Raw genomic sequence first — 26,409 nt, forward strand, 5'->3', positions numbered from 1 at the left:
CGCGGTGTCGTACCCCTGTGCGATGCTCGGGACCGTGGAGACCAAGTCAGTCAGTCCGGTGTTCGTCGGTCGCGACGGCGAGCTGACCGTACTCACGGATGCGCTCGCCCGCGCCGCCGCGGGCGAGCCCCAGGCGTTGCTCGTCGGCGGTGAGGCGGGGGTCGGCAAGACCAGGCTCATCGAGGAGCTGATCTCGGTGGCCTGCCGCGACAACGCGGTCGTCGCCGTCGGCGGTTGTGTGGAGATCGGCGGTGACGGACTGCCGTTCGCGCCCTTCTCCGCCGCCCTGCGCGGCCTGCGGCGGCTGCTGCCCGAGGAGATCGCCGCCGCCGCCGAGGGCCAGGAAGGCGAACTGGCCAGGATCCTGCCCGAGTTGGGCCCCTCCACGGGCGACGCCCTGGGCGAGCACGGCACGGCCAGCCTCTTCGAACTCACCGTCCGGCTGCTGGAGCGCGTCGCCGCCGACCGTACCGTCGTCCTCATCCTGGAGGACCTGCACTGGGCGGACGCCTCCACCCGCCATCTGCTCGCCTATCTGTTCCGCACGCTGCGCCGCGGCCGGCTCCTGGTCATCGCCACCTACCGGGCCGACGACATCCACCGCCGTCACCCGCTGCGCCCGCTCCTCGCGGAGCTGGACCGGCTGCGTACGGTCAGCCGGATCGAGCTGTCCCGCTTCAGCCGCGCCGAGGTCCGGCGCCAGCTGCACGGCATCTTCGGGGACGAGCCGGACCCGCAGCTCGTCGACGAGATCTTCGGACGCTCCGACGGCAACGCGTTCTTCGTGGAAGAGCTGGCCGTGGCCACCGAGTCCGGCTGCCGCTCCGGACTCACCGACTCCCTGCGCGACCTGCTGCTCGTCCGCGTCGAGACACTGCCCGAGAACGCCCAGCGGGTGGCCCGGATCGTCGCCGAGGGCGGCGCCACCGTCGAGTTCCCCCTGCTGCTCGCCGTCGCACAGCTCTCCGAGGACGACCTGATCGAGGCGCTGCGGGCCGCCGTCGGCGCCAACATCCTCCTCACCACGGCGGACGGCGACGGCTACCGCTTCCGGCACTCGCTCGTCCGCGAGGCCATCAGCGACGACCTGCTCCCCGGCGAACGCTCCCGGCTCAACCGCCGCCTCGCGGAAGCCCTGGAGGCCGACCCCTCCCTCGTACGGGGCGACGAGTGCACCACCCGCCTCGCCGGCTACTGGTATCACGCACACGACGCGGCGAAAGCCCTGCCCGTCGTCCTGCTGGCCTCCGTCGAGGCCCGCCAGCGCTACGCCCACGCCGAGCAACTGCGGCTGCTGGAGCGCGCCATGGAGCTGTGGGACGCCGCGCCCGAGGACGTACGGGCCGGCCTCAGGCCGCCGGACGACACCGAGGTCTACCCGCCCATCGCCGAAGGGGCGAGCGCCCCGCTGCGCTATCTCGACCTGCTCGCCGAGGCGACCGTCGCGGCCCGCTTCGGCGGCGAACGGGAGCGCGCCCTGGCGCTGTCCAAGAAGGCCATGCGGGTCCTGGAGACCGTGGACGACCCGCTGCGCGCCGCCTGGTTCTGGACACAGCGCTCACGGCTCGTACAGCAACTCACACGCGGCGACGGCTGGGACGAACTGGCCACCGCCCAGGACCTGGTGCGCGGCCTGCCGCCGTCCGCCGTGCACGCCTCGGTCCTCTCCGACGTCGCGAGCTGGGGCGCCCTGCACCGGCCGGGCCCCAACAGCCTGGCCGCGGCCGACCGCGCCGTGGAGTACGCGCGCCTCGTCGGCGCGGAGCACATCGAACTGAACGCCAGACACACCCGCGGCTGGCTCACCACCGAGTCGGGATCCATCGAGGAAGGGCTCGCCGAGATGTACGCGGTACGGGACCGCGTCTTCGAGCTCGGCACCCGCGGCACGCTCGGCATCCTGAGCCGCATCAACATCAACCTGCCGTCCACGCTGGAGAGCGTGGGCCGCTCCGAGGACGCGGTCGCCGCCGCCGAACTCGGCATCGCCCTCTGCCATCAGCGAGGCCTGTCCGACACCGAGGCCTGGGTCCGGGTCAACCTGAGCGAATCCCTCTTCTCGCTCGGCCGCTGGAACGAGGCCCGCACGGCCGTCGACGAGGCGGCCCAGATCGCCCCCGCCCCCAAGGCGCGCGCCCTGGTCGCCCTGCGGCGCGCGATGCTCGCCCTCGCGCGCGGCGACGCCGCCGAGGCGACAAGCCAAGTCACCCTGGCCCGCGCGGTCTTCGGCCCGCACGACCCCCAGCCGCAGCACGTCATCGCGCCGGCCAGGCTCGCGATGATCAGCGCCGCGCAGCAGGGCAGACTCGCGGAGGCCCGCAGAGAGTTCGAACAGGTCGCCGCGCAGGGCTTCCCGCCGGGCATGCAGCGGTACGCGCTGCCGCTGCTCTGCTCGGCCGCCGCGATGGAGGCGGACGCGCGCGGGCTGCCGGAGGCCGACGCCGGGCGGGAGGCGATCCTGGCGCTCATCCGCGACCACGCGAAGCGTCTGCCCGCCGTCGTCCCGATCTGGCGGGCGCACGACCTGATGCTCGAAGCCGAACTCGCCCGCGCCGACGGCATCGTGGCCCCACAGCTGTGGGCCCGCGCGGTGGCCGCCTTCGAGGCGCTGAAGCGGCCGTACGAACTCGCCGCCGCCCGCCACCGCTGGGCGGCGGACCTCCTGGCCGCGTCCGCCGACCGGGAACAGGCCACGGCGCTGCTGGTCCAGGCCCACGCCACGGCGAAGAAGCTCGGCGCGGGGCTCCTGGTGGAGCAGACCGAACTCCTCGCCGGCCGGGCCCGGATCAGCCTCACCACCACCCCGCGGCTCGCCCCCGCCCCCGCCCCCGAGGCCGACCCGCTCGGTTCACTGGGCCTGACCCCCCGCGAACAGGACGTCCTGCGACGGGTCGCCGAGGGCCGCAGCAACCGCCAGATCGCCGAAGAGCTGTACATCTCGCCCAAGACGGCGAGCGTGCACGTCTCCAACATCCTGGCCAAGCTGGGCGTCTCGGGCCGCACGGAGGCGGCGGCGATGGCACACCGTCTGCACCTCTTCGACGACCTGGAACTGACCCACCCCTAGGGCGAGTCCGGAAGTCGCCTGGCGCGCGGCGCCTGGCACGACACCTCTCCCCCCGTGGGCCCCAGGGGGCCACGGGAGGTGCCCCCGGTGTCGGAGTCGGCCGAGTACGCCCGGTACGAGGCCGATCCTCCGCCTTGCGACGCACCGCACCAGCCGCCGCGCGCCCCGCCTCGCGGGCGGCCGTCGGCGCGGCTAGGTCACCTCCAGCCGAAGGATCTTGTCGTCCCCCTGCTTGGGCGTGGCTCGGCCGTCCGTGTTGCTGGTCAGCAGCCAGAGGCCGCCGTCCCCGGTCGCCAGCACCGTACGCAGCCGCCCGTACTTACCCTCCAGGAAGGCCTGGGCGGCGGCCGACGGCTTCACGCCGTCCAGCGGGATCCGCCAGAGCCGCTCGCCGCGCAGCGCGGCCATCCAGATGGACCCCTTGGCGAAGGCGATACCGCTCGGCGACGCGTCGTTCGTCCGCCACTCCTCCACCGGATCGACGAAGCCCTTCTCCCCGGCCTTGCCCTCGGCCTCCGGCCAGCCGTAGTTCTTCCCCGGCTCGATCAGATTCAGCTCGTCCCAGGTGTTCTGGCCGAACTCCGAGGCCCACAGCCGCTTCTCGGAGTCCCAGGCGAGACCCTGCACGTTGCGGTGCCCGTACGTGTACACCACCGAGTCCGCCTCCGGATTGCCGTGCACCGGCTGTCCGTCGGGGGTCATCCGCAGAATCTTCCCGCCCAGGGACTTCTTGTCCTGCGCGAGGCCCGTCTCACCCGTCTCGCCCGTGCCCGCGTAGAGCATCTTGTCCGGGCCGAAGGCGATCCGGCCACCGTTGTGGATGTTGCCCTTCGGGATGCCCCGCAGGATCGTGTCGGGCGCGCCCAACTGCTGGCCCACCGGCCTCTTCGGGTCGTACAGCATCCGGGCGATGCGATTGTCGGAGTCCGTCGTGAAATACGCGTACACATACGTGTCGGAGGCGAACGACGGGGAGATCGCGAGGCCGAGCAGACCGCCCTCGCCGCCGGGGGAGACCCCGGGCACCGCGCCCACCTCGGTCTTCTTGCCGCTCTCCCCGTCGACCCGGGTGATCGTCCCCTCGTCGCGCGAGGAGACCAGCAGATCGCCCTCGGGCAGCGCCGCCAGGCCCCAGGGCGATTTGAGGTCCTCGGTCAGCGTCGACACCACCTTCGCCGAGCCCTTCGCCGGCGGCGCCGACGCCCTCGCCTCCCCGTCCGGAGGAGTCGACCCGCCGGACACCGAGGCGGACGGGGAACCGGCCGGGCCCTCGGACTTCGCCGTGCCGTCGGAGGACGAGCACGCGGTCATCACGAATAGCGCCGCTGCGGCCAACACGGCCGTCACTGGAGCACGTTGCACGGTCTTGATCCCTTCGACGGCTGCGTCTCTACGTTTCATACACCGCAGCCCCCGTTCAGGTTCCCATCGACCCGCTGTCAGTGCCACGACTCCCGAGCCGCGGGCAGCGCGGCGATCTCCGCCAGATCCGCCGCCGACAGCTCCAGCCCGGCCGCCCCCGCGTTCTCCACCGCCCACCGCTCCCGCTTCGCCCCCGGAACAGGCACCACCTGCGGACCGCGCGCCAGCACCCACGCCAGCGCCACCTGCGCCGGCGTCGCCCCGTGCCGCTCGGCGACCCGCCGCAGCCCCGCCACCACCGGCTGGTTCGACGCCATCATCTCCGCCGTGAAGCGCGGATGCCTGGCCCGTACGTCCTCCGGCTCGAACCCCTGCCCGGGAGTGAGCGTGCCCGTCAGATAGCCGCTGCCCAGCGGCATCGCCGCCAGGAATCCCACACCCCGCGCCACGCACCACGGCAGCAGCCGCTCCGTCGCCTCCCGCGACCACACCGACAGCTCCGCCTCCACCGCGCTGACCGGAAACACCTGCTGCATCCGCTCCAGCAGCCGGATCGTCGCCCCGAAGCGGTCCGTGCCGGTACGGCGCGACGCGCGGGCGTCCACGGCGCACATCCCGAGGGCCCGCACCTTCCCCGCCGCCACCAGCTCCGCCATCGCGCCCCAGGTCTCCTCCACCGGCACCTCCGGATCGGCCCGGTGCAACTGGTAGAGGTCGATCACCTCCGTCCGCAGCCGCCGCAGCGACGCGTCGCACGCCCGGCGCACATAGCTCGGACGGCCGTTGGCGACGATGTGCTGATCGCCCACCAGCAGACCGCACTTGGTGGACACGAAGGCGTCGTCACGCCGCTCGTCGAGCACCCGCCCCAGCAGCAGCTCATTGGTGAACGGGCCGTACATATCGGCGGTGTCGAGCAGCGTCGTACCGGCGTCGAGGGCCGCGTGCACGGTGCGCGACGAACGGTCGCCCCGCTGCTCGGAGGCGCTGTAGGCCCAACTCATCGGCATACAGCCGAGTCCCACGGCGCCCACCGTGAGTGCCGTCGCACCGATCGTCCTGCGCTCCAACTGCCCCGCCCCTCCCGCTTCCTCACCTGCGCGCCCACGCCGGACGAACCGCCGCCGGGCACACTCCAGCTAACCTCATGGGCCCACCGGCGCCGCCACACCCCGGTGCCGGGGCCGTACCGGCGCCCGTTCCGGCCCTCGGGACGCCCTTCATCACCCCGGTGGGCTTCGCATAGCCTCCTGACCATGACTTCAGACGTGTGGCTGCCGATCCCCGCCGACGAGATCGAAGGGCTCCCCGAGGGCCTGGACTACCGCCACTGGGACGGCGCCGCGGACTATCCCGCCGACCCGGCCGACTGCGCCTTCTACGTAGTCCCGTACATGAAGGGCATGGACGTCGCGCTCCGGCCGCTCGCCGCGATGACGTCCATACGCGTCGTACAGACCCTGTCGGCCGGGATCGACCACGTCGCGCCCGGACTCGGCTCGCTGCCCTCCGGCGTACGCCTCTGCAATGCCAAGGGCGTCCACGAGGCCAGCACCGCCGAACTGACCGTCGCGCTGATCCTCGCGTCCCTGCGCGGCATTCCCGGCTTCGTCCGGGGCCAGGAGACCGAGGAGTGGCGGTCGGGCTTCTACCCGGCGCTGGCCGACAAGTCCGTACTGATCGTCGGCTACGGCTCGATCGGCGCCGCCATCGAGGACCGGCTCACACCCTTCGAATGTGCGCGGGTGGCGCGCGTGGCGCGCTCCGCCCGTGCCACCGAGCGCGGGCCCGTGCACGCACTCGCCGAACTTCCGGACCTGCTCCCCGAAGCGGACGTCGTCATCGTCTCGACGCCGCTCACCGAGGAGACGAAGGGCCTGGCAGGAGCGCAGTTCCTGGCCCGTATGAAGGACGGCGCGCTGTTCGTGAACGTCGCGCGGGGCCAGGTCGCCGACACCAAGGCGCTCCTGGCCGAGCTGGAGAGCGGAAGGATCAGGGCCGCGCTGGACGTCACCGATCCGGAACCCCTCCCGCCGGGTCATCCTCTCTGGCATGCTCCGGGTGTCCTCATCAGCCCGCACGTGGGCGGATCCACCTCGGCCTTCATGCCGCGCGCCAAGCGCCTGCTCGCCGACCAACTGACCCGCTACGCCGCGGGAGAAGCCCTGCGCAACGAGGTGCTCACCACCGACTGAGCCCCGCCGATCCGCACCCGGGAGCGACAACTGCCCTGCTCGTCACGGAGAGTAGGAGAACTATGTCCCTGAGTGACGACTCTGGTGTATCGTCCCGATCTGGGGGTCGCGTCGAACGAGGGACGGCGCGGCGGAGCGATCTGAATCCGAGGGGGGCGACGGGCGATGTACTGCCGATGGACGAACGATCCGACGCGGAAGGGCCGTCCACGACGGTCTTCGGACCCGCCGGCGTGTCGCCGGCCGGGCCGTACGACCACGGCCCGCAGCACGGCACCGTCCCACGCCACGGCCGCGACGGTCCACGCCGCGGAGACACGCGTCCCAACGACGCGCACTTCACCGACGCGGATCTCGCCCACGCAGATCTCACCGACGCGCACTTCACCGACGCAGAGGTGGATCCCGTCGCCCGGACCCGGCGCGTCGGCGGTGACGGAGACACCCCCCGAGGTGACCCCGTGAGCGCGCCGGAAACGCTCCTCGGCCGTCGCGCCGCCGCAGGAGGAGGCCCGAACGGCGACCCCGACGGCGGCCGGGACGGCGGTCCCGGCGACGGCACCGACAACGGCGGAGGCACCGGCGGCCTCCTCACGCAACTCCTCCTCGCCCTCGTCTGCGGCGGTTACGCCACCGGCGCGGCCCTCGGCTGGGGCTCCCGCGAAGTCGCGCTGTTCATGGGCGACTTCGGCCTCAGCATCGCCGCCCTCATCGCCGCGATCTCCTGCTTCCTCTACGCCCGCAGCGACGACAGCCGCTTCCGGCCCGCCTGGCTGCTCTTCTCGCTCTCCTCCGCCATGGCCGCCGGCGGGAACGCGGTCTGGGGCTGGTACGAGGTCGTGCTCGACCTCCCCGTACCGAGCCCCTCCCTCGCCGACCTGTTCTTCCTCTGCTTCGCGCCGCCCGCCATCGTCGGCCTGCTCGTCCTCGCCAAACGCCCCGTCAGCAAGGCCGGCTGGGTCTGTCTCGGCCTCGACGCCTGGCTGATCGGCGGCTCGCTCCTCACGCTCTCCTGGAGCCTGGCCCTCGCGCACACCACGCACTTCGACGGCGAGACCGTCGCCCACGCGGCGCTCTCCCTCGCCTATCCGCTGCTGGACATCGTGCTCGTCAGCATGGTGCTCGCCCTGCACTTCCGGCGCTCGACCGGCAGTCGTACGGCGATCAACTCCGCCATCGCCGCCCTCGCCCTCACGGTCCTGTGCGACGCCCTGTTCACCTCCCCGCTGCTCCGGGAGACCTATCGCTCGGGCCAACTGCTCGACGCGGGCTGGTTCGCCGGCTCCCTGCTGCTCGCGTACGCGCCCTGGGGCGTCCGCAGAGCCGCCGAGACCGTCCCCGTGCTGCCGCCGCGGCCCCCGCGCCAGCCCAGGCACTCCAGCAGGCCGATCGCGGGCTCCCTGGCCGCCCTCACGCCGTATCTCGCCGCCGCCGTGTGCACCCTGGGGATCCTGTACAACGTCATCGAGGGCCGCCGCGTCGACCGCGTGGTGGTCCTCACCGGCTGCACGGTCGTCCTCGCCCTGGTCGTACGGCAGGGCATCATGCTCGTCGACAACATCGCGCTCACCCATGAACTGGCCCAGAAGGAGAACCACTTCCGCTCCCTGGTCCAGGGATCGAGCGACGTCATCATGATCGCCGGGCCGGAGGGCACCCTCGACTACGTCAGCCCCGCGGCGGCCGGCGTCTACGGACGCGAGGCGGACGGCCTCGTCGGCGCCCCCCTGGAATCGATCATCCACCCCGACGACCGGGGCCGCGTCAAACGCGAGGTGCGCCGCTTCCTCGCCGCCCCTCCCACGGAGGAGCCCACCACCCGCATCGAATGCCGCTTCAAATCGGGCAACGGCGACTGGCTGAACGTGGAGTCCACGGTCAACCGGCACCAGGGCGGCCTGATCCTCAACAGCCGGGACGTCACCGAGCGCGTAAGGCTCCAGGCCCAGTTGCAGCACAACGCCGAGCACGACCCGCTCACCGACCTGCCCAACCGCGCCCTGTTCACCGAGAGGGTCCGCCAGTCCCTCTCCGGGCGCCGGGCGGGCGACCACGGCACGGCGGTCCTCTTCATCGACCTCGACGGCTTCAAGGGCGTCAACGACCGCCTCGGCCACCAGGTCGGCGACGAGTTGCTGATCCACGCGGCACACCGTCTCCAGGACTCGGTCCGGGCCGGGGACACCGCCGCCCGCCTCGGCGGGGACGAGTTCGCCGCCCTCATCGTCGGCGACGGCACGGACGACCGGACCGCCCGGGAGTACCAGGTCCACGAGATCGCCGACCGGCTGCGGCTCCGGCTCTCGCAGCCGTACCGCATCGAAGGCAACGATGTCCGCGTCGCCGCCTCCATCGGAGTCGCCTTCGCCGAACCGGGCATCACCCCCACGAACCTCATGCGCAACGCCGACCTCGCCATGTACCGCGCCAAGGCCGGCGGCAAGGACCGCGTCGAGCTGTACGCGCCCCAGATGCAGGCCGACGTGGTCCGCAGGACGGAGCTGGCCGTCAAGCTCCGTACGGCGCTGCGCGAGGGAGAGTTCGCCCTGCTCCACCAGCCCGTCGTCGACCTGGCCAACGGCCGGATCTCCGCCGTCGCCGCGCAGGCCCGCTGGCGCTCCGCCCAGGGCGTCCTCTTCACGCCCGCCGAGTTCTTACGCGTCGCCGAGGACAGCGACCGCACCGCCGAGTTAGGCCGCTGGCTGCTCGAAGAAGCCGTCGAGCAGGCCGCCGAGCGCGGCCGGACGGGCCATCTGGTGCCGGTCACCGTCCGCCTCTCCGCGCGCAGGCTGCTCGACCGCTCCATGCCGCTCGGCTCCATCGAGTCCCTGCTGACCCGCCACGGGCTTCCCTCGGGCGCCCTGCTGATCGAACTGGCCGACAGCGACCCCCGTACGTCCCTCGACGAGCTGGAGCACCGCCTGGTCGCGCTGCGCCGTCTCGGCGTACGGATCGCGCTCGACGGCTTCGGCAGCGGCTACGCGGCCATCAACGCACTGCGCCGGCTCCCCGTCGACGTACTGAAACTGGACCGCGGGCTGGTCGAGGGGGTGGTCGAGTCCGCCCGGCTGCACAAGATCACGGCCGGGCTGCTCCGGATCGCCTGCGATCTGGGCATGGTCTCGGTGGCCGACGGCGTCGACCTGCCGGAACAGGTGCTCGCGCTCCGCGCCATGGGCTGCACCCACGGCCAGGGCATGGCCTTCTCCGGCCCCCTGGACGAGTACCGGCTGCGCCGTGCCCTGATCCGCGGCGACTTCCCGCTGCCCGGCGCCGCCCCGCTGCCAGTGCTTTCCGGCGGCTCCCTGCCCGTGCGCCGTACGCGCGCGGCCACCCCCGACATGATCCCCAGGCCCGCCACCCGACCCTCCCTGCGCTCAAATGTTGAGACGCCGGTCCCACCCACTTGACAGTGGCGGCGCGTCAGAGGGAGGGTCAATGCCATGCGCACCCGAATTCTCGTACTTGGACAGCGCGTCGGCTGAAGCAGTGCCCACCACCGGCCCTGCCTACCGCACCCGACGCGCTCCCCTCGCCTGCCTCCCGGCACGAGGGGTTTTTTGTTGTACCGGCACAGCCCAAACCCCCGCAAAAACCCTCAGCTTCGAGAAGAGATTGACGATGACCGAGCAGGCCACCGGGGCTCACCCGACGCCGCGCGCCCGTAACGGCGGACCCTCGTCCGCCACCGTGGAACATGTCACGGGCGCGCAGTCCCTCATCCGCTCTCTTGAGGAAGTGGGCGCCGACACGGTATTCGGCATCCCCGGCGGCGCCATCCTCCCCGCCTACGACCCGATGATGGACTCCACCCGGGTCCGGCACATCCTGGTCCGCCACGAGCAGGGCGCCGGCCACGCGGCCACCGGCTACGCGCAGGCCACCGGCAAGGTCGGCGTCTGCATGGCCACCTCGGGCCCCGGCGCCACCAACCTGGTCACCCCGATCGCCGACGCGCACATGGACTCCGTGCCGCTCGTCGCGATCACCGGCCAGGTCGCGAGCAAGGCCATCGGCACGGACGCCTTCCAGGAGGCGGACATCTGCGGCATCACGATGCCGATCACCAAGCACAACTTCCTGGTCACCAAGGCCGAGGACATCCCGCGCACCATCGCCGAGGCGTTCCACATCGCCTCCACGGGCCGGCCGGGCCCCGTCCTGGTGGACATCGCCAAGGACGCCCTCCAGGCGAAGACCACCTTCAGCTGGCCGCCCACCCAGGAGCTGCCCGGCTACCGCCCCGTGACCAAGCCGCACGCCAAGCAGATCCGCGAGGCCGCCAAGCTGATCACCCAGGCCAAGCGGCCGGTGCTGTACGTCGGCGGCGGCGTCATCAAGGCCGGTGCCACCGCCGAACTGCGCATGCTCGCCGAACTGACCAACGCCCCCGTCACCACCACCCTGATGGCGCTGGGCGCGTTCCCCGACAGCCACCCGCTGCACGTGGGAATGCCGGGCATGCACGGTGCGGTCACCGCCGTCACCGCGCTGCAGAAGGCCGACCTGATCGTCGCCCTCGGCGCCCGCTTCGACGACCGCGTCACCGGCAGGCTGGACAGCTTCGCGCCGTACGCGAAGATCGTCCACGCCGATGTCGACCCCGCCGAGATCGGCAAGAACCGCGCCGCCGACGTGCCGATCGTCGGCGACGCCCGCGAGGTCCTCGCCGACCTCGTCCAGGCGGTCCAGGCCGAGCACACCGAGGGCAACGTCGGTGACTACAGCGCCTGGTGGCGTGATCTCAGCCGCTGGCGCGAGACGTATCCGCTCGGCTTCGACGAGCCGGGCGACGGCAGTCTCTCCCCGCAGCACGTCATCCAGCGCATCGGCCAACTCGCCCCGGACGACACGATCTACGCGGCGGGCGTCGGCCAGCACCAGATGTGGGCCGCCCACTTCATCGACTACGAACAGCCCGCCACCTGGCTCAACTCCGGCGGCGCGGGCACGATGGGCTACGCGGTCCCCGCCGCGATGGGCGCCAAGGCGGGCCGGCCGGACCGCACCGTGTGGGCGATCGACGGCGACGGCTGCTTCCAGATGACCAATCAGGAACTGGTCACCTGCGCCCTCAACAACATCCCCATCAAGGTCGCGATCATCAACAACGGCGCGCTGGGCATGGTCCGCCAGTGGCAGACCCTCTTCTACAACCAGCGCTACTCCAACACCGTCCTGCACAGCGGCCCCGACGTCGCCGCCGGCGGCTCCTTCGAGGGAGCCGGCGCGGACGGTGCGAAGCCCAACGGCGGCACCCGTATCCCGGACTTCGTGAAGCTGTCCGAGGCCATGGGCTGTGTCGCGATGCGCTGCGAGTCCCCGGACGAGCTGGACGCCGTGATCGCCAAGGCCAACTCCATCAACGACCGCCCCGTGGTGGTCGACTTCATCGTCCACGAGGACGCCCAGGTCTGGCCGATGGTCGCCGCGGGCACCTCCAACGACGAGGTCCTGGCCGCCCGGGGTGTGCGCCCCGACTTCGGCGACGGCCTGGACGACTGAGCCGGATGCCGAGAGCGAGAGAAAGAACGACAAAAATGTCTTCCAAGCACACCCTCTCCGTCCTGGTGGAGAACACCCCCGGCATCCTCGCCCGGATCGCCGCCCTGTTCTCCCGGCGCGGCTTCAACATCGACTCCCTCGCGGTGGGTGTCACCGAGCACCCCGACATCTCCCGCATCACCATCGTGGTCAATGTCGAGGACCTGCCGCTCGAACAGGTGACGAAGCAGCTCAACAAGCTGATCAACGTTCTGAAGATCGTCGAACTCGAGCCCGGCGCCGCGATCCAGCGCGAGCTCGTCCTGGTGAAGGTCCGCGCCGACAACGAGACGCGCTCCCAGATCGTCGAGATCGTGCAGCTCTTCCGCGCCAAGACGGTGGACGTCTCACCCGACGCCGTCACCATCGAGGCCACCGGTTCGAGTGACAAGCTCGACGCGATGCTCAAGATGCTGGAGCAGTTCGGCATCAAGGAGCTCGTGCAGTCCGGCACGATCGCCATAGGGCGTGGCGCGCGGTCCATCACGGACCGCAGCCTGCGGGCGCTCGACCGCAGCGCGTAGCCCCGTCGCCGGAGCCGCGCCCCCGGAGCCGTACACGCGTCCCGTTCGCATGCCGAGACCGTGAGGCTCCCTTTACCCGCCCCGCCGTACGGTGGGGCCCAGCGAAACCCCAGTTGCACACCAAGGAGAAGACCCAGTGGCCGAGCTGTTCTACGACGACGATGCCGACCTGTCCATCATCCAGAGCCGCAAGGTCGCGGTCATCGGCTACGGCAGCCAGGGCCACGCCCACGCGCTGTCGCTCCGTGACTCGGGTGTCGACGTCCGGGTCGGCCTGCACGAGGGTTCCAAGTCCAAGGCGAAGGCCGAGGAGCAGGGCCTGCGCGTGGTGACCCCCGCCGAGGCCGCCACCTGGGCCGACGTCATCATGATCCTGGTGCCGGACCCGATCCAGGCGCAGGTCTACGAGGAGTCCGTCAGGGACAACCTGAAGGACGGCGACGCCCTCTTCTTCGGCCACGGCCTCAACATCCGGTTCGGCTTCATCAAGCCGCCGGCCGGTGTCGACGTCGCGATGGTCGCCCCGAAGGGCCCCGGCCACCTGGTCCGCCGGCAGTACGAGGAGGGCCGCGGCGTGCCGTGTATCGCGGCCGTCGAGCAGGACGCCACCGGCAAGGGCTTCGAGCTGGCGCTGAGCTACGCGAAGGGCATCGGCGGCACCCGCGCCGGCGTCATCAAGACGACCTTCAGCGAGGAGACCGAGACCGACCTCTTCGGTGAGCAGGTCGTCCTGTGCGGCGGTACGTCCGCGCTGGTCAAGGCCGGCTTCGAGACGCTGGTCGAGGCCGGTTACCAGCCGGAGATCGCGTATTTCGAATGCCTCCACGAGCTGAAGCTGATCGTCGACCTGATGTACGAGGGCGGCCTGGACAAGATGCGCTGGTCGGTCTCCGAGACCGCCGAGTGGGGCGACTACGTCACCGGCCCGCGGATCATCACGGACCAGACCAAGGCCGAGATGAAGAAGGTCCTCGCCGAGATCCAGGACGGCACGTTCGCCAAGAACTGGATGGACGAGTACCACGGCGGTCTGAAGAAGTACAACGAGTACAAGAAGGCCGACAGCGACTCGCTGCTCGAGAGCACCGGCCGTGAGCTGCGCAAGCTCATGAGCTGGGTCGACAACGACGACGTCTGAGACGACGGCGTCCGACACGTTCCCGGTGCCGGGCCCGCGGTTGGGGCCCGGCACCGGAGCGGTGGTGCGACCGGTCGCCGCGGGGCCCGTCGGCAAGCGCTTGTGACGGGCCCGGCCACGTACGGGTGATCTGCCCGCCGAGGCGGGAATCGGCCGCCGTCCGCACCACTACACTGCTGGATACATCCGCGTCAGGCCCACAATGTCGTGCGTCTTCCACGCGATCAGGCCCGGACCAGGGCCTGGCACCCTCCGCCGCCTGCGGCCGTCGGGACGGCCGTCCGCAATGGACTTGTGAGGACCCACGTGAGCTCGCGTTCCAATCAAAAGCCGGTTGTACTCATCGCCGAAGAGCTGTCGCCCGCCACCGTCGACGCGCTCGGTCCGGACTTCGAGATCCGCCACTGCAACGGCGCGGACCGCGCCGAACTGCTGCCCGCCATCGCCGACGTGGACGCGATCCTCGTCCGCTCCGCGACCAAGGTCGACGCCGAGGCCGTGGCCGCGGCGAAGAAGCTGAGGGTCGTCGCCCGCGCCGGTGTCGGCCTCGACAACGTCGATGTCTCCGCCGCCACCAAGGCCGGCGTGATGGTCGTCAACGCGCCGACCTCCAACATTGTCACCGCCGCCGAGCTGGCCTGCGGTCTGCTGGTCGCCACCGCGCGCAATATCCCGCAGGCCAACACCGCCCTGAAGAACGGCGAGTGGAAGCGCAGCAAGTACACCGGCGTCGAGCTGAGCGAGAAGACGCTCGGTGTCGTCGGCCTCGGCCGGATCGGTGTCCTGGTCGCGCAGCGCATGTCGGCGTTCGGGATGAAGATCGTCGCGTACGACCCGTACGTACAGCCCGCGCGGGCCGCGCAGATGGGCGTCAAGCTGCTCTCGCTGGACGAGCTGCTGGCGGTGTCGGACTTCATCACCGTGCACCTGCCGAAGACCCCCGAGACCCTGGGTCTGATCGGCGACGAGGCGCTGCACAAGGTCAAGCCGACGGTGCGGATCGTCAACGCCGCGCGTGGCGGGATCGTGGACGAGGAGGCGCTGGCCTCCGCGCTCAAGGAGGGCCGCGTCGCGGGCGCCGGCCTGGACGTGTACGCGAAGGAGCCCTGCACGGACTCCCCGCTCTTCCAGTTCGACCAGGTCGTGTGCACCCCGCACCTCGGCGCGTCGACGGACGAGGCGCAGGAGAAGGCGGGCGTGTCGGTCGCCAGGTCGGTGCGCCTCGCGCTCGCCGGTGAGCTGGTGCCGGACGCGGTGAACGTCCAGGGCGGGGTCATCGCCGAGGACGTACGGCCGGGTCTGCCGCTCGCCGAGAAGCTGGGCCGGATCTTCACGGCGCTGGCTGGCGAGGTCGCCGTACGGCTCGATGTCGAGGTCTACGGCGAGATCACGCAGCACGACGTGAAGGTGCTCGAACTCTCCGCGCTCAAGGGCGTGTTCGAGGACGTCGTCGACGAGACCGTGAGCTATGTGAACGCGCCGCTGTTCGCGCAGGAGCGCGGCGTCGAGGTGCGTCTGACGACGTCGAGCGAGTCGCCCGACCACCGCAACGTCGTCACCGTACGGGGCACGCTCGCGGGCGGCGAGGAGGTGTCGGTCGCCGGCACGCTGGCCGGTCCGAAGCATCTTCAGAAGATCGTCGCGATCGGTGAGTACGACGTGGACGTGTCCCTGGCCGACCACATGGTCGTCCTGCGGTACGAGGACCGTCCCGGTGTCGTCGGCACCGTCGGCCGGATTCTCGGCGAGGCGGGGCTGAACATCGCGGGGATGCAGGTGTCGCGCGCGGAGGAGGGCGGCGAGGCGCTGGTCGTGCTCTCCGTCGACGACAACGTGCCGCCGGCCGTGCTGGCGGAGATCTCCGACGAGATCGGTGCGAACTCGGCGCGCTCGGTGGATCTGACCGACTGATCGACTGATCGGCTGGCTGGCCGAGCGGCCGACTGACCGGCCGACCGGCTCTGTTTGGAACGGACCTGCTCGACGGCGAGGGGCCCGGGATCTTTCTCTCCCGGGCCCCTCGCCGTTCTCCGTTCCTGTCCGTGGCCCCGTCCCCGTGCTCCGCGCGAGGAGTCAGTCGGAGCTGAGCAGCGCCGGCGCCGGGGCGTCCTTCGCGGGGGCGTCGTCCTTCGGATTCCGAATCCCGCGCAGCAGGGTCGCGGCCAGTACGGCGGCGGCGATCAGCAGCCCCGCGCCGCCCAGGGCGGCGATCTGCATGCCGTGCACGAAGGCCTCACGGGCGACTTCGAGCACCGACTCGCCAATACGGGGCGGGAGTTGACCGGCGACGACGGTCGCACCGCCCAGCGTCTCGCGTACGGATTCCAGCGCCGCGTCCGGCAGCCCCGCCGGGGCGGCGTCGGCGATGTCCTGGCGGTAGACGGCGGTGCCGATCGTGCCGAGGAGCGCCATGCCCATCGCGCCGCCGAACTCCTGCCCCGTCTCCAGGACCGACGCCGCCGAACCGGCCTTCTCCGCCGGGGCCGCCCCCAGGGCCATGTCCGAGACCAGCGCCATGACGGTGACGATGCCGCAGCCGATGACACACGCCCCGGCCAGCATGACCCACAGCGAGTCGGTGTCGATGAGGCTCAGCAGGGCGTATCCGGCGGCGGCGATCACGAAACCGGCGGCGACCACGTACGCCCGCTCCACCCGCTGGGCGATCATCGTCGCCGTGGGGGCCGCGGCACCGACGGCCACGGACGGGGCCAGGCTCCACAGCGCGGCCTCCAACGTGCCCATGCCGAGCACCGATTGGAGGTACTGCGTGGTGAAGTAGGCCGAGCCCATCATGGCGAAGGTGGCGAGGGCGTTGAGCACGACCCCGGAGCCGAAACCGCGGCCCCGGAACAGCGCGCGGCTGATCATCGCGTCGGTGTGGGTGCGCTGGCGGCGGACGAAGACGTAACCGATCACCAGCCCGGCGAGCAGGGAGATCGCGACCGCGGTGCCGAAGCCCTCGGCGGCCAGTTCCTTGAGGCCGTACACGATCGGCAGTACGGAGCCCATCGACAGCGGCACGCTGAGCAGATCGAACCTGCCGGGCTCCGGGTCCTTGAACTCCGGTACCAGCACCGGCACCAGGACCAGCAGAAGCAGCATCGCGGGCACGTTGATCAGAAAGATCGAGCCCCACCAGAAGTGGTTGAGCATGACGCCGCTCAGCACCGAACCGAGCGCGACGCCGCCCGCCATGGCGCCCGACCAGATGCCGATCGCCTGGCCGCGCTGCTTGGCGTCGCGGAACATGTTCCGGACGAGTCCCATGGTCGACGGCATCAGGGTGGCGCCGCCGATACCGAGCAACGCCCGTGCGGCGATGAGCATTTCGGCGCTCTGCGCGTACGCCGCGCCGACCGAGGCGACACCGAAGGCCGTGGCGCCGATGAGCAGCAGCCGGCGGCGGCCGATGCGGTCACCGAGCGAACCCATCGTGATCAGCAGCCCGGCGAGGGCGAACGCGTAGATGTCGAAGATCCACAGCTGCTGGGTGGCGCTCGGGGCGAGTTCTTCGGTGATCGCGGGGATCGCGAAGTAGAGGACCGAGACATCCATCGAGACCAGGAGAAGAGGCAGCAGGAGGACGGCGAAGGCGGTCCACTCCTTGCGGCCGGCGCGGAGCGAGGCGGGATTCGTCATGTGGAGCAATGTACAGGCGTCATAAACGCTTGTCTATGACGACCGTATAAGACGTGCGTGTGGGACAACCGTGTGGGACAGCCGTATGGGACAGGTGTATGGATTCGCGTTACGCTTCCCCGCATGGGACATCGCGAAGATCTGCTCGAAGGTGCCAAGCGCTGCCTGCTGGAGAAGGGGTACACGCGGACCACGGCGCGCGACATCGTCGCCGCGTCCGGGGCCAACCTGGCGTCCATCGGTTACCACTACGGGTCCAAGGAAGCGCTGCTCAACGAGGCGTTCATCGCCGTGACCGAGCAGTGGGGCGACCGCGTGACCGAGCCGCACGCCGCGGACGGGGCGGACGGCGCGGACGGGGCGGCCGACGGCAGCCCGGGGGAGACGGCGACGGCGCCGGGTCCGGCGCGCGACGGGGCCCCGCCCGCGTCGCTCGACCACTTCCGCGACGTCTGGGCGAAGGTCGTCGCGTCGCACGAGGAGAGCCGCCCCCTGTGGCAGCTCCAGATGGAGGTCGTCTCCCGGGTCGGCACCGACGCCGGGCTCCAGAAGGCCCTGGCCGACAAGCAGTTGGAGGGCCGGGACGGTCTCGCGGAGGGCATGTTCGGCGTCGACCGGAAGGACGACCCCGAGAAGGCGCGGGTGGTCGGCCTCTTCACACAGGCCCTGCTCGCGGGCGTGATGGTGCAGTGGATGGTCGACCCGGAGACCGCCCCGTCGGCGCAGGACCTGACGGACGGTCTGCGCGCGATCATCGGTGACGACCTGGCCTGACCGCCCCCGCCCCCGCCGCCCCGGACCCGGGGCGGCCGGCCGCGCTCAGGACCTGAGCCGCGCCGACTTCAGTGCCATGTGCAGCAGCAGCCGGTCCTCGCCGTCGGCGAGGTCCAGGCCCGTGAGCTGTTGGATGCGGGACAGCCGGTAGTAGAGCGTCTGGCGATGGATGCCCAGCTCCGACGCCGTACGGCCCGCCTGGCCCGCGTGATCGAGGTAGACCTCCGCCGTATGTGTCAGGTCCGCGTGCGCCGGCGTCAGCAGCGGGCGCACCGCCGGGTCGGCGCCGGTCGCGGGAGCCAGGGACGTCAGCAGCCGGTACGCGCCGATCTCCGACCACTGGGCGACGGGGCCGAAGCGTGGCTGCACCACCGCGGCGCGGGCCGCCGCGACCGACTCGTGCCAGGCGTCGGCGAGTTCGGCCAGCCCGCGGCGCGGCCTGGCCGCCCCGGCGGTGGCTCCCGGGCCCGCGGCGTCCCGCAGCCGGGACGTCGCGTCGAGCGTCGGCAACAGGGCGTCGGCCGAGCGGAGCCGTACGAGCAGCGCCAGCGCCGTCCGGACCTCTGGCGCCTCCCTGCCGGCCCCTGCGCGCGCCCCGTCCCCCGTGGGCCCGGCCTGCTCCGCACCCGCCCCGTCCACGCCCTCCCACGGATCCGCCAGCGTGCACAGCGCCGCCGTGCCGGCCACCGCGCGCACCGTCGGGTCGGCGCCCCGCCACGGCGTCACGCACACCACCACATGCGTGCCGTCCCCGCCCGGCCCCAGCGCCGTACGCAGCGCCTCCACCGCCATGTCGCGCTGCCAGCCGCGCTCCGCGGTCAGCACGGCGCGGAACTCACGCGCCAGGTCGGCGCCCGCCCGTACCTCCTCGGCGAGCAGCGCCCCGATCCGCGCCGTCACCTCCATGGCCGCCGCCAATCGGTCGTCCGTGGGGCCCTGACCGGTGTCGTCGAGCAGCCATACGTAGCCGAGCACCGTGCCCCGGTGCCGTACGGGCAGACAGATCCGCCCCCGGAACACCCCGGCGTCCGGCGCGGCCGGGATCCGGACGGGGCCGGTCGCACGGGTGATGCCGAAACCCTCGAACCAGTCGCGCACCGCGGGCGTCGACTTCCGCGTCAGGATCGAACGCGTCCTGACGGGGTCCATCACGCCCTCGTCGTCGCTGTCGTGCACCCCGAAGGCGATCAGCCCGAAGTCCCGGTTCTCCAGCGTCAGCGGCATGCCGAGCAGCGCCGAGATCTCGTCGACCAGCTCCTGGTAATCGTCCTTCACCCGGACATTCTCGCACCGCCTTCAGACATCTGTCTGAGATCGCGCCCACGGATGCGTGACAGGTGTCGATGGCAGAGGATCGGACCGATCCCTAGATTTCACAGTGGTTCTCCGTGCCGTGGCCGGGCGTTCGCGCCCCGTACGGCGTGCTCGTTCTCTTACCGGGAGGTGCCCTGTGCTGGGTCCCGTGATTCTCGCCGCGTCGCGCAGCGACCTGATGCGGCGTGCCGTCTCGGCCGCGCCGGTCACCAGGCCCGTCGTGGACCGCTTCATCGCCGGCGAGACCGTCGACGGTACGACGCCGGTCATCCGGGGCATGGCCGACAGCGGCCTCGAAGTCACCATGGACGTCCTCGGCGAGGACATCACCGACCCGGCCGAGGCGCTGCACGCCCGTGACGCCTATCTGAAGCTGATCGAGGCCCTCGCGCCGCTGGGCCTCGGCGCCCGCGCCGAGATGTCCGTGAAGCTCTCCTCCTTCGGACAGGCCCTGCGCGGCGGCCACGACCTGGCGCTGCGCAACATCACCACCGTCGTCGAGGCGGCCACCGAGATCGGCACCACCGTTACCCTGGACATGGAGGATCACACCACCGTCGACTCGACGCTGGCCATCCACAGCACGCTGCGCGAGCGCTTCCCCGAGACCGGCGCGGTCGTCCAGTCGTACCTCTTCCGTACGGAGGACGACTGCCGCACCCTCGCGGCGGCCCGCGCGAGGGTGCGGCTCGTGAAGGGCGCCTACAAGGAGCCCGCGCGGGTCGCGTACCAGGACAAGGGCGACGTCGACAAGGCGTACGTGCGGTGCCTCAAGACCCTGATGGCGGGCGACGGGTACCCGATGGTCGGTTCGCACGACCCGCGCCTGATCGCGATCGCCCAGGAACTCGCCGTCCGGGCCGGACGCAAGACCGAGGCGTACGAGTTCCAGATGCTCTACGGCATCCGCGAGGCCGAGCAGCGCCGCCTCGCCGCCGAGGGGCACCGGGTGCGCGTCTACATCGCCTACGGCACCGACTGGTACGGCTACTTCATGCGCCGGCTGGCCGAGCGCCCCGCCAACCTCGGCTTCTTCCTGCGTTCCCTCGCCACCCGCGGCTGAGCGCCCGCCCCGCCCCCACGGCAGCCCGAAAACCGACCACTGATCAAGGAGATGCGGCACTCATGGACGCTGTGACCCAGGTCCCCACGCCGGTCAACGAGCCGGTGCACGGCTACGCCCCCGGCTCCCCGGAGCGCGCCCGCCTCGAAGCCAAGCTCAAGGAGCTGGCCGACCACCCCGTGGACCTTCCGATGACCATCGGCGGCCAGAAGCGCATGGGTGGCGGCGAGCGTTTCGACGTCGTACAGCCGCACAACCACCGCGCCGTCCTCGGTACATACGGCAACGCCACCGCGAAGGACGCGCAGGACGCCGTGGACGCCGCGCTCGCCGCCGCCCCCGGCTGGCGCGCGATGGCCTTCGACGATCGCGCCGCGATCATCCTGCGCGCCGCCGAGCTGCTCTCGGGGCCGTGGCGCGAGACGCTGGCCGCCTCGACCATGCTCGGGCAGTCCAAGACCATCCAGCAGGCCGAGATCGACACCCCCTGCGAGCTGATCGACTTCTGGCGCTTCAACGTCAGTTACGCGCGCGGCATCCTGGCCGAGCAGCCGCCGGCCAACTCCACCGGCGTGTGGAACCGGCTGGACCACCGGCCGCTCGAAGGCTTCGTCTACGCGATCACGCCGTTCAACTTCACCGCGATCGCCGGCAACCTGCCGACCGCGCCCGCGCTCATGGGCAACGTCGTCGTCTGGAAGCCGTCGCCGACGCAGACCCACGCCGCCGTGCTCCTGATGCGCCTTCTTGAAGAGGCGGGGCTGCCCAAGGGCGTCATCAACCTGGTGACCGGTGACGGGCTCGCCGTCTCCGAGGTGGCGCTGAACCACCCCGAGCTGGCCGGTATCCACTTCACCGGTTCCACCAAGACCTTCCAGCACCTGTGGAAGACCGTCGGCGGCAACATCGAGAAGTACCGCTCCTACCCGCGCATCGTCGGCGAGACCGGTGGCAAGGACTTCGTCGTCGCCCACCCGAGCGCCGACCGCGCCGTCCTCAAGACGGCGCTGACCCGCGGGTCGTTCGAGTACCAGGGCCAGAAGTGCTCGGCGTCCTCGCGCGCCTACGTGCCGGCCTCGATCTGGAACGACGGCTTCAAGGAGGAGTTCGCGGCGGAGGTCGACGCCATCGCCATGGGCGACGTCACCGACCTGTCGAACTTCATCGGCGCCGTCATCGACGAGCGGGCCTTCGCGAAGAACAAGGCCGCGATCGACCGCGCCGCCGCCGACCCGACCTGCACCGTCGTCGCCGGTGGTACGTACGACGACTCCGTCGGCTACTTCGTCCGCCCCACGGTCATCGCCTGCACCGACCCGGCCAACGAGGTCTTCACGACGGAGTACTTCGGCCCCATCCTCGCCGTCCACGTCTACGAGGACGCGGAGTACGACGCGATGCTGGCCCAGATGGAGTCCGTCTCCGCGTACGCCCTGACCGGCGCCGTCATCGCCGGTGACCGCGCGGCGGCGGCCGACACGATGGCCAAGCTCCGCTACGCGGCGGGCAACTTCTACATCAACGACAAGTCGACCGGCGCCGTGGTCGGCCAGCAGCCCTTCGGCGGCGGCCGTGCCTCCGGCACCAACGACAAGGCGGGCGCCCCGCAGAACCTGATGCGGTGGACCCTGACCCGGGCGATCAAGGAGTCGCTCGTGTCCCCGACGGACTACCGCTACCCGCACATGGGCTGAGCCCGGTCCGTCCCCACCACCCCCGCCCCCGAGCCGACCCCCAACCCGGCTCGGGGGCGGTGTCTTGTCCGGTGAACGGCGCTGGGCCGCCACCTCTTCTAAAGAGGTGGCGGCCCAGCGCCGTCGTCGAGGTCCGCGATGCGGAGGCGCCGTCTCAGACCTTGCGCCAGCGGGCCATCGCGAACGAGAACACCCCGAACAGCACCAGCCCCAGCGCCACCAGCGCGAGCAGCCAGCGTCCGGCCGGCGCGTCCGCGAAGGAGCGCAACGTGGCGTCGAAGCCCTTGGCCTTGTCCGGCTCGTACTCGATCGCGGCCTGTAGCACGAACCATCCGATACCGCCGAAGAGCACGCCGCGCGCCACACCGCCGCCCACCCCGGTCACATCGACGAACCGGCGCGCCGCGTGCGACATCTGGCTCAGCTTCAGGTGCTTGTGGTAGTCACGCCGGAGCGCGCGCACCGCGATCCACAGACCGGCGCCGATGATCGCGGCGCCCGCGATGCCCACGATCCACTGGCCGCCGGGCTGCTCCATCGCCGTGGCCGTCACGTCCTGCGACTGCTGATCGCCCGACGAGCCGCTCTTGTCGCCCGCCGCGAAGGTGAGCACCGAGTAGGCCACGAATCCGTAGAAGACGAACCGCGCCGCCGACAGCAGCCGCTTGCTCGTCTTCCGGCCGTCCGGGCCCGAGGCGCCGAACAGCGCCTCGGACAGGCGCCACAGGGACATGCCGACGAGACCGATGCCCAGTGCCCACAGAATGAAGGACCCCATCGGCTTCTCGCCGATCTCCGCCAGCGCGCCTCCGCGGTCGGCCTGCTTGCCGCTGCCGCCCGCGAGGGCGATCTGGAGGGCGAGCAGCCCGATGAGCAGATAGATGGTGCCGCGCGCCATGAATCCCCAGCGTGCTGCGGCGTCCATGGCCGAACTGTTCGCCGCCTGGCGGCCCTTGCTACGACCTCTGAATGACATCGCCTGTACGTTCATCTGGCACCCTCCCCATCGTTCGTCGGGTGCCCCCGGTACCGCCCCGGAAACGGGCGGCACCGAGGCGGCGACCGTCCTCAGCCCCAACCGGCCACGATGAGTGACAGTCCGGCGGCGAAACCGGCGCCCAGCAGGGCCAGGTACGCGCCGTAGTGACGGCGGAAGCGGCGCAGCAGCAGACCCAGCGCGGCGAAGCCCGCACCGACCGTCAGTGTCCGCGCGCCGCGCGCCCGCGCGGACTCCACGAACCAGTCGGCCGCCGGCACGTCGGCGCGGCCCGCCTCGGCGGCGTACACCTTGAACGGGATGCCGTTCCACGGCTGGTGCCGTACGGCGGACGCCGACTCGGCCGCCAGTTCCTGCCGCACCTGCGCGCGCATCCGGTCCGTCGTCAGCGGCGCGGGCAACTGGAGCCCCGTGTTCGCGAGTTGGAGGGCCAGCAGTCCGCCGGCCAGGCTGCCGGCGAGCGCGGCGACCGACAGCCGCGGCGCGGCCCGGGGGACGGCGACGCACGCGACGCCGAGCAGCAGTTCGGGCATCAGCGGCCAGCTCAGCGCCTCCGCGCAGGCCCAGGCGAACGCCAGCGGCAGGCCGAGGCGCGAGGTGACCACGGCGGCCACCCGGCGACGTACGGGGGAGTCGCGCAGCGGCTCCGACGCCGTACGGGCGTGCAGGGCCGCGACCGCCGCCCGCGCGTCCTCCGGCGTCGCCGACGACGGCAGCGGCTCACCGATCCGTATCCGCACCAGCGACGAACGCAGCCGCCCGTGCTTGGGCAGCAGCCGGTCCGTGCCGGCGATGCCCACCGGTACGACCGGGACGCCCGCGCGCTCGGCGAGGACCAGGGCGCCGCGGTGGAAGGCGCCGACCGCGCCGTCCGCCCCGCGCGTGCCCTCGGGGAACAGGACCACCGCGCGCCCGGCCCGCAGCCCGTCCGCCATGGACAGCAGATCGTCCATGCCGCCGCCGGTGCGCCGTACGGGGAACCCCGCCGCGAGCACACGGCACACGCGCCGTCGCCACGGTGAGGCGAACCAGTAGTCGGCGGCGGCCCCGATCGCGGGCCGGTGCCGCGCGTCGAGCGCGGCGAGCAGTGCGGCGGTGTCCGCGTGCGAGGAGTGGTTGGCCACAACCACGCACCCACGGGGCGGCAGTTGACCGTGTCGCCGCACGCCGCCGGTGACGGTGAGGACGACCCACCACAGGGCCCGGCGCAGTACGGAGCCGAGCCGGGAAGGAGCGAGCGCGGGAGCCGGAGCCGCCCCGGGGCCGCCGGGGCCGACGTCGACGGTACGGCGCCCCCGACCACGCCCCGTCCCAGCAGACCGTCCCCGCGTCGCCCCGTGCTCGCACCGCTCGCCGTACGGGCCGGCGGCGAACGCGACAGCGACCGCCGTGCCCGCGCGCCCCCGTCGGTGCCCGGCGACCGCCGCGCGGCGCCGCAGCCGTCGCCGTACGGAGCGGGCACCCGACCCGGCACCTGACCCGGCAGCCGACCCGGCAGCCGACCCGGCAGCCGACAGGGCACCTGACCCGGCACCCGACCCCGCACCTGACCCCGCACCCGACCCCGCACCTGAACGTGACCTCGTACGAACGGAGATCCGCGCGGTCATGCCGTCACCACCATCGCGAGCAGGAGAGCCAGCAGCAGGGAGTCGATCCGGTCGAGCAGCCCGCCGAAGCCCGGCAGCCAACTGCCCGCGTCCTTCACGCCCGCCTCCCGCTTGACCATGGATTCGAGCAGGTCGCCCAGTACGCAGCCGGCCAGCACCGCCGCCCACAGCAGCGGTGTGAACGCGCCCACCGCGGCCAGCGCGAGAGCGGTCGCCCCCGCCGCGCCCAGCACCCCCGCCCATGTCTTGCCGGGGGAGAGCGGCGACAGCCGCCGGGCGAGCGCGCCACGCCGCCCCAGCGCCGTACCGCCGCACCACGCCCCCACGTCGCCGAGCGCCACCGCCAGCCCGACCGCGACCGCCGTGTCCCCGAGCACCACAAGTCCGGTGAGCGGCAGGGGAATCCACCACAGGGCGAAAACGGTGCGCGCGCAGCGGGTGAAGCCCCGCTCGTGGTCACCCGCCAGCAGCGCCGGCAACGCCGCCGCCACCAGCAGGAGTGCCACCACCCTGAGGTCGACCGCCCGAAGATCCAGCGCGTCCGGCACCAGCCACGCCAGCGCCGGCAGTACGACGGCGGCCACGAGCAGTACGGCGTGCTCGGCGCGCGGCAGCCCCGCCATCCGTACGTACTCGCTCACCGCCGTCACCCCGAGTGCCGCCGCGAGCGCGAACGCGCCCCCGGCGCCCAGGAACAGCGCCCCGAGGAACACCGGCGCCGCGATCGCCCATGTCCGCCACCGCTTGCGCAGCTCCGCCCGCATGGCGAGGCGCGACGGCAGCGCCGCCACCGCGATCCCGCTCGCCCCGAGGGCGCCTGCCACCAACGGCACGGCGCGCCCCACGGCCTCGCCCGCGACCATGACGCCGCTCATGCGAGCTTCCGCCAGATCCAGCCGAACCGGACGACCGCGGTGAGCGCCGAGCCCGCCGCGATCACCACGAGCACCGGCACCGCCCAGCCGGTCGCGGCGGCGACGACGACCAGCAGACAGCGTTCGGTCTTGCCGACGGGGCCGCCGTTGCGGCGCGGCGCGCCCGCCGCCGTACCCGCGAGGGACACCCACGACGGCAGCGTCGCCGCCAGCCCCGCCACCGCGACCAGCCACAGCGGCGCCAGCGTGAGGAATCCGGCCAGGACGACGAGGTCGGCCGCGCGGTCCCCGAGTTCGTTGAGGACGGCGCCGCGCCGCGTCGTCCGGCCGGTGTCCCGCGCCAGCGCCCCGTCGAGATTGGCGAAGGCCAGGCGCGCGGCGAGGAGGACGGCGACGGGGAGCGCGGCGAGCGGTCCGGCGGGCAGCCAGGCCACGGCGGCGCCCGCACCCGCCGCGCTGACGACACCGGCCGCGGTGAGCGTGTCGGGCGACACCTCACGGCGGACGAGCGCGGCTCGGACTCCGGAGAGCCGGGACGCGTACCAGGGCTTGAGTGCGTAAAGGCCGTTCATGGGCCAACTGTCGCGGCAGGTACGTTTTTTCGACACGG

The 26,409-nt window shown here is 71.9% G+C and carries 19 protein-coding genes; 11 read left to right on the plus strand and 8 right to left on the minus strand.

Translation table 11 applies throughout. The features are described from left to right. Positions 1-22 precede the first annotated feature (22 nt). Positions 23-3,067 carry an AAA family ATPase gene (locus tag ACFYNU_RS06315; protein ID WP_356587947.1) on the plus strand — a complete coding sequence of 1,015 codons (3,045 nt, stop codon included), beginning with the start codon at positions 23-25 and terminating at the stop codon, positions 3,065-3,067. Positions 3,068-3,259: 192 nt separating this feature from the next. On the opposite strand, the gene ACFYNU_RS06320 is transcribed toward ACFYNU_RS06315, so the two are convergent. After that, positions 3,260-4,468, minus strand: a complete 1,209-nt coding sequence (locus ACFYNU_RS06320) for a PQQ-dependent sugar dehydrogenase (RefSeq protein ID WP_388765289.1) — start codon at positions 4,466-4,468, stop codon at positions 3,260-3,262. 38 nt (positions 4,469-4,506) lie between these two features. Further along, entirely contained in the window at positions 4,507-5,499 is a 993-nt protein-coding gene (locus ACFYNU_RS06325) for an aldo/keto reductase (RefSeq protein WP_356587945.1), read from the minus strand. A 186-nt stretch (positions 5,500-5,685) separates the two neighbouring features. On the opposite strand from ACFYNU_RS06325, the gene ACFYNU_RS06330 reads away from it, so the two are divergent. The 6 genes from ACFYNU_RS06330 to serA all read left to right on the plus strand — a co-directional run bounded on the left by ACFYNU_RS06330 (position 5,686) and on the right by serA (position 15,741). Then, positions 5,686-6,624 carry a 2-hydroxyacid dehydrogenase gene (locus tag ACFYNU_RS06330; protein WP_356587943.1) on the plus strand — a complete coding sequence of 313 codons (939 nt, stop codon included), beginning with the start codon at positions 5,686-5,688 and terminating at the stop codon, positions 6,622-6,624. 461 nt (positions 6,625-7,085) lie between these two features. Next, on the plus strand, positions 7,086-10,034 hold the full coding sequence (locus ACFYNU_RS06335) for a putative bifunctional diguanylate cyclase/phosphodiesterase (protein ID WP_388765357.1): 2,949 nt from the start codon (positions 7,086-7,088) through the stop codon (positions 10,032-10,034). A 211-nt stretch (positions 10,035-10,245) separates the two neighbouring features. After that, positions 10,246-12,129 carry an acetolactate synthase large subunit gene (locus ACFYNU_RS06340; protein WP_356587939.1) on the plus strand — a complete coding sequence of 628 codons (1,884 nt, stop codon included), beginning with the start codon at positions 10,246-10,248 and terminating at the stop codon, positions 12,127-12,129. 35 nt (positions 12,130-12,164) lie between these two features. Next, positions 12,165-12,692 (plus strand): acetolactate synthase small subunit, encoded by a 528-nt coding sequence (gene ilvN / locus ACFYNU_RS06345; protein ID WP_023538455.1) that lies wholly within the window; start codon positions 12,165-12,167, stop codon positions 12,690-12,692. 136 nt (positions 12,693-12,828) lie between these two features. Then, complete coding sequence (gene ilvC / locus ACFYNU_RS06350; RefSeq protein WP_356587937.1) at positions 12,829-13,830, plus strand: ketol-acid reductoisomerase; 1,002 nt, start codon at positions 12,829-12,831, stop codon at positions 13,828-13,830. 306 nt (positions 13,831-14,136) lie between these two features. Beyond that, a complete protein-coding gene (serA, locus tag ACFYNU_RS06355; RefSeq protein ID WP_356587935.1) occupies positions 14,137-15,741 on the plus strand; it encodes a phosphoglycerate dehydrogenase in 1,605 nt (534 codons plus the stop codon). A 162-nt stretch (positions 15,742-15,903) separates the two neighbouring features. On the opposite strand, the gene ACFYNU_RS06360 is transcribed toward serA, so the two are convergent. Beyond that, positions 15,904-17,472, minus strand: coding sequence for an MFS transporter (locus tag ACFYNU_RS06360; protein ID WP_356587933.1), 1,569 nt, complete (start codon positions 17,470-17,472; stop codon positions 15,904-15,906). A gap of 123 nt (positions 17,473-17,595) precedes the next feature. Between ACFYNU_RS06360 and ACFYNU_RS06365 the strand changes: the two genes are divergently transcribed. After that, the gene (locus ACFYNU_RS06365) at positions 17,596-18,246 is read left to right on the plus strand and encodes a helix-turn-helix domain-containing protein (protein ID WP_356587931.1); all 651 of its coding nucleotides are present in this window, start codon (positions 17,596-17,598) and stop codon (positions 18,244-18,246) included. Positions 18,247-18,291: 45 nt separating this feature from the next. Here ACFYNU_RS06365 and ACFYNU_RS06370 read toward each other — a convergent pair whose 3' ends face one another. Beyond that, positions 18,292-19,521 carry a helix-turn-helix domain-containing protein gene (locus ACFYNU_RS06370; protein WP_356587929.1) on the minus strand — a complete coding sequence of 410 codons (1,230 nt, stop codon included), beginning with the start codon at positions 19,519-19,521 and terminating at the stop codon, positions 18,292-18,294. A gap of 175 nt (positions 19,522-19,696) precedes the next feature. On the opposite strand from ACFYNU_RS06370, the gene ACFYNU_RS06375 reads away from it, so the two are divergent. Next, the gene (locus tag ACFYNU_RS06375; protein WP_356587927.1) at positions 19,697-20,623 is read left to right on the plus strand and encodes a proline dehydrogenase family protein; all 927 of its coding nucleotides are present in this window, start codon (positions 19,697-19,699) and stop codon (positions 20,621-20,623) included. Positions 20,624-20,685: 62 nt separating this feature from the next. Next, positions 20,686-22,317 (plus strand): L-glutamate gamma-semialdehyde dehydrogenase, encoded by a 1,632-nt coding sequence (gene pruA, locus ACFYNU_RS06380; RefSeq protein ID WP_356587925.1) that lies wholly within the window; start codon positions 20,686-20,688, stop codon positions 22,315-22,317. A gap of 154 nt (positions 22,318-22,471) precedes the next feature. Here the strand turns inward: pruA and ACFYNU_RS06385 are convergent, their stop codons facing one another. After that, on the minus strand, positions 22,472-23,308 hold the full coding sequence (locus tag ACFYNU_RS06385) for a DUF1206 domain-containing protein (protein ID WP_356587923.1): 837 nt from the start codon (positions 23,306-23,308) through the stop codon (positions 22,472-22,474). A 77-nt stretch (positions 23,309-23,385) separates the two neighbouring features. Beyond that, on the minus strand, positions 23,386-24,525 hold the full coding sequence (locus ACFYNU_RS06390) for a lysophospholipid acyltransferase family protein (RefSeq protein ID WP_356588244.1): 1,140 nt from the start codon (positions 24,523-24,525) through the stop codon (positions 23,386-23,388). On the opposite strand from ACFYNU_RS06390, the gene ACFYNU_RS06395 reads away from it, so the two are divergent. After that, positions 24,418-24,792: a hypothetical protein gene (locus tag ACFYNU_RS06395; protein WP_356588260.1), complete on the plus strand. Its 375-nt coding sequence runs from the start codon at positions 24,418-24,420 to the stop codon at positions 24,790-24,792. The genes ACFYNU_RS06390 and ACFYNU_RS06395 overlap by 108 nt on opposite strands. A gap of 128 nt (positions 24,793-24,920) precedes the next feature. Here the strand turns inward: ACFYNU_RS06395 and ACFYNU_RS06400 are convergent, their stop codons facing one another. Together ACFYNU_RS06400 and ACFYNU_RS06405 are read right to left on the minus strand one after the other, a co-directional pair. Beyond that, on the minus strand, positions 24,921-25,799 hold the full coding sequence (locus ACFYNU_RS06400; protein ID WP_356587921.1) for a phosphatidate cytidylyltransferase: 879 nt from the start codon (positions 25,797-25,799) through the stop codon (positions 24,921-24,923). Beyond that, positions 25,796-26,371 (minus strand): CDP-alcohol phosphatidyltransferase family protein, encoded by a 576-nt coding sequence (locus ACFYNU_RS06405; RefSeq protein ID WP_356587919.1) that lies wholly within the window; start codon positions 26,369-26,371, stop codon positions 25,796-25,798. Before ACFYNU_RS06405 ends, ACFYNU_RS06400 begins: the two co-directional genes overlap by 4 nt. Positions 26,372-26,409 lie beyond the last annotated feature (38 nt).

Origin of the sequence: Streptomyces sp. NPDC006643, from assembly GCF_042870175.1 — a bacterium.
Taxonomy (GTDB): Bacteria; Actinomycetota; Actinomycetes; order Streptomycetales; family Streptomycetaceae; genus Streptomyces.

Coding starts and splice junctions, on each gene's coding strand:
- ACFYNU_RS06315 (WP_356587947.1), top strand. CDS start 23: ATGCTCGGGACCGTGGAGACCAAGTCAGTCAGTCCGGTGTTCGTCGGT.
- ACFYNU_RS06320 (WP_388765289.1), bottom strand. CDS start 4,468: ATGAAACGTAGAGACGCAGCCGTCGAAGGGATCAAGACCGTGCAACGT.
- ACFYNU_RS06330 (WP_356587943.1), top strand. CDS start 5,686: ATGACTTCAGACGTGTGGCTGCCGATCCCCGCCGACGAGATCGAAGGG.
- ACFYNU_RS06340 (WP_356587939.1), top strand. CDS start 10,246: ATGACCGAGCAGGCCACCGGGGCTCACCCGACGCCGCGCGCCCGTAAC.
- ilvN (WP_023538455.1), top strand. CDS start 12,165: ATGTCTTCCAAGCACACCCTCTCCGTCCTGGTGGAGAACACCCCCGGC.
- ACFYNU_RS06360 (WP_356587933.1), bottom strand. CDS start 17,472: ATGACGAATCCCGCCTCGCTCCGCGCCGGCCGCAAGGAGTGGACCGCC.
- ACFYNU_RS06365 (WP_356587931.1), top strand. CDS start 17,596: ATGGGACATCGCGAAGATCTGCTCGAAGGTGCCAAGCGCTGCCTGCTG.
- pruA (WP_356587925.1), top strand. CDS start 20,686: ATGGACGCTGTGACCCAGGTCCCCACGCCGGTCAACGAGCCGGTGCAC.
- ACFYNU_RS06385 (WP_356587923.1), bottom strand. CDS start 23,308: ATGAACGTACAGGCGATGTCATTCAGAGGTCGTAGCAAGGGCCGCCAG.
- ACFYNU_RS06400 (WP_356587921.1), bottom strand. CDS start 25,799: ATGAGCGGCGTCATGGTCGCGGGCGAGGCCGTGGGGCGCGCCGTGCCG.
- ACFYNU_RS06405 (WP_356587919.1), bottom strand. CDS start 26,371: ATGAACGGCCTTTACGCACTCAAGCCCTGGTACGCGTCCCGGCTCTCC.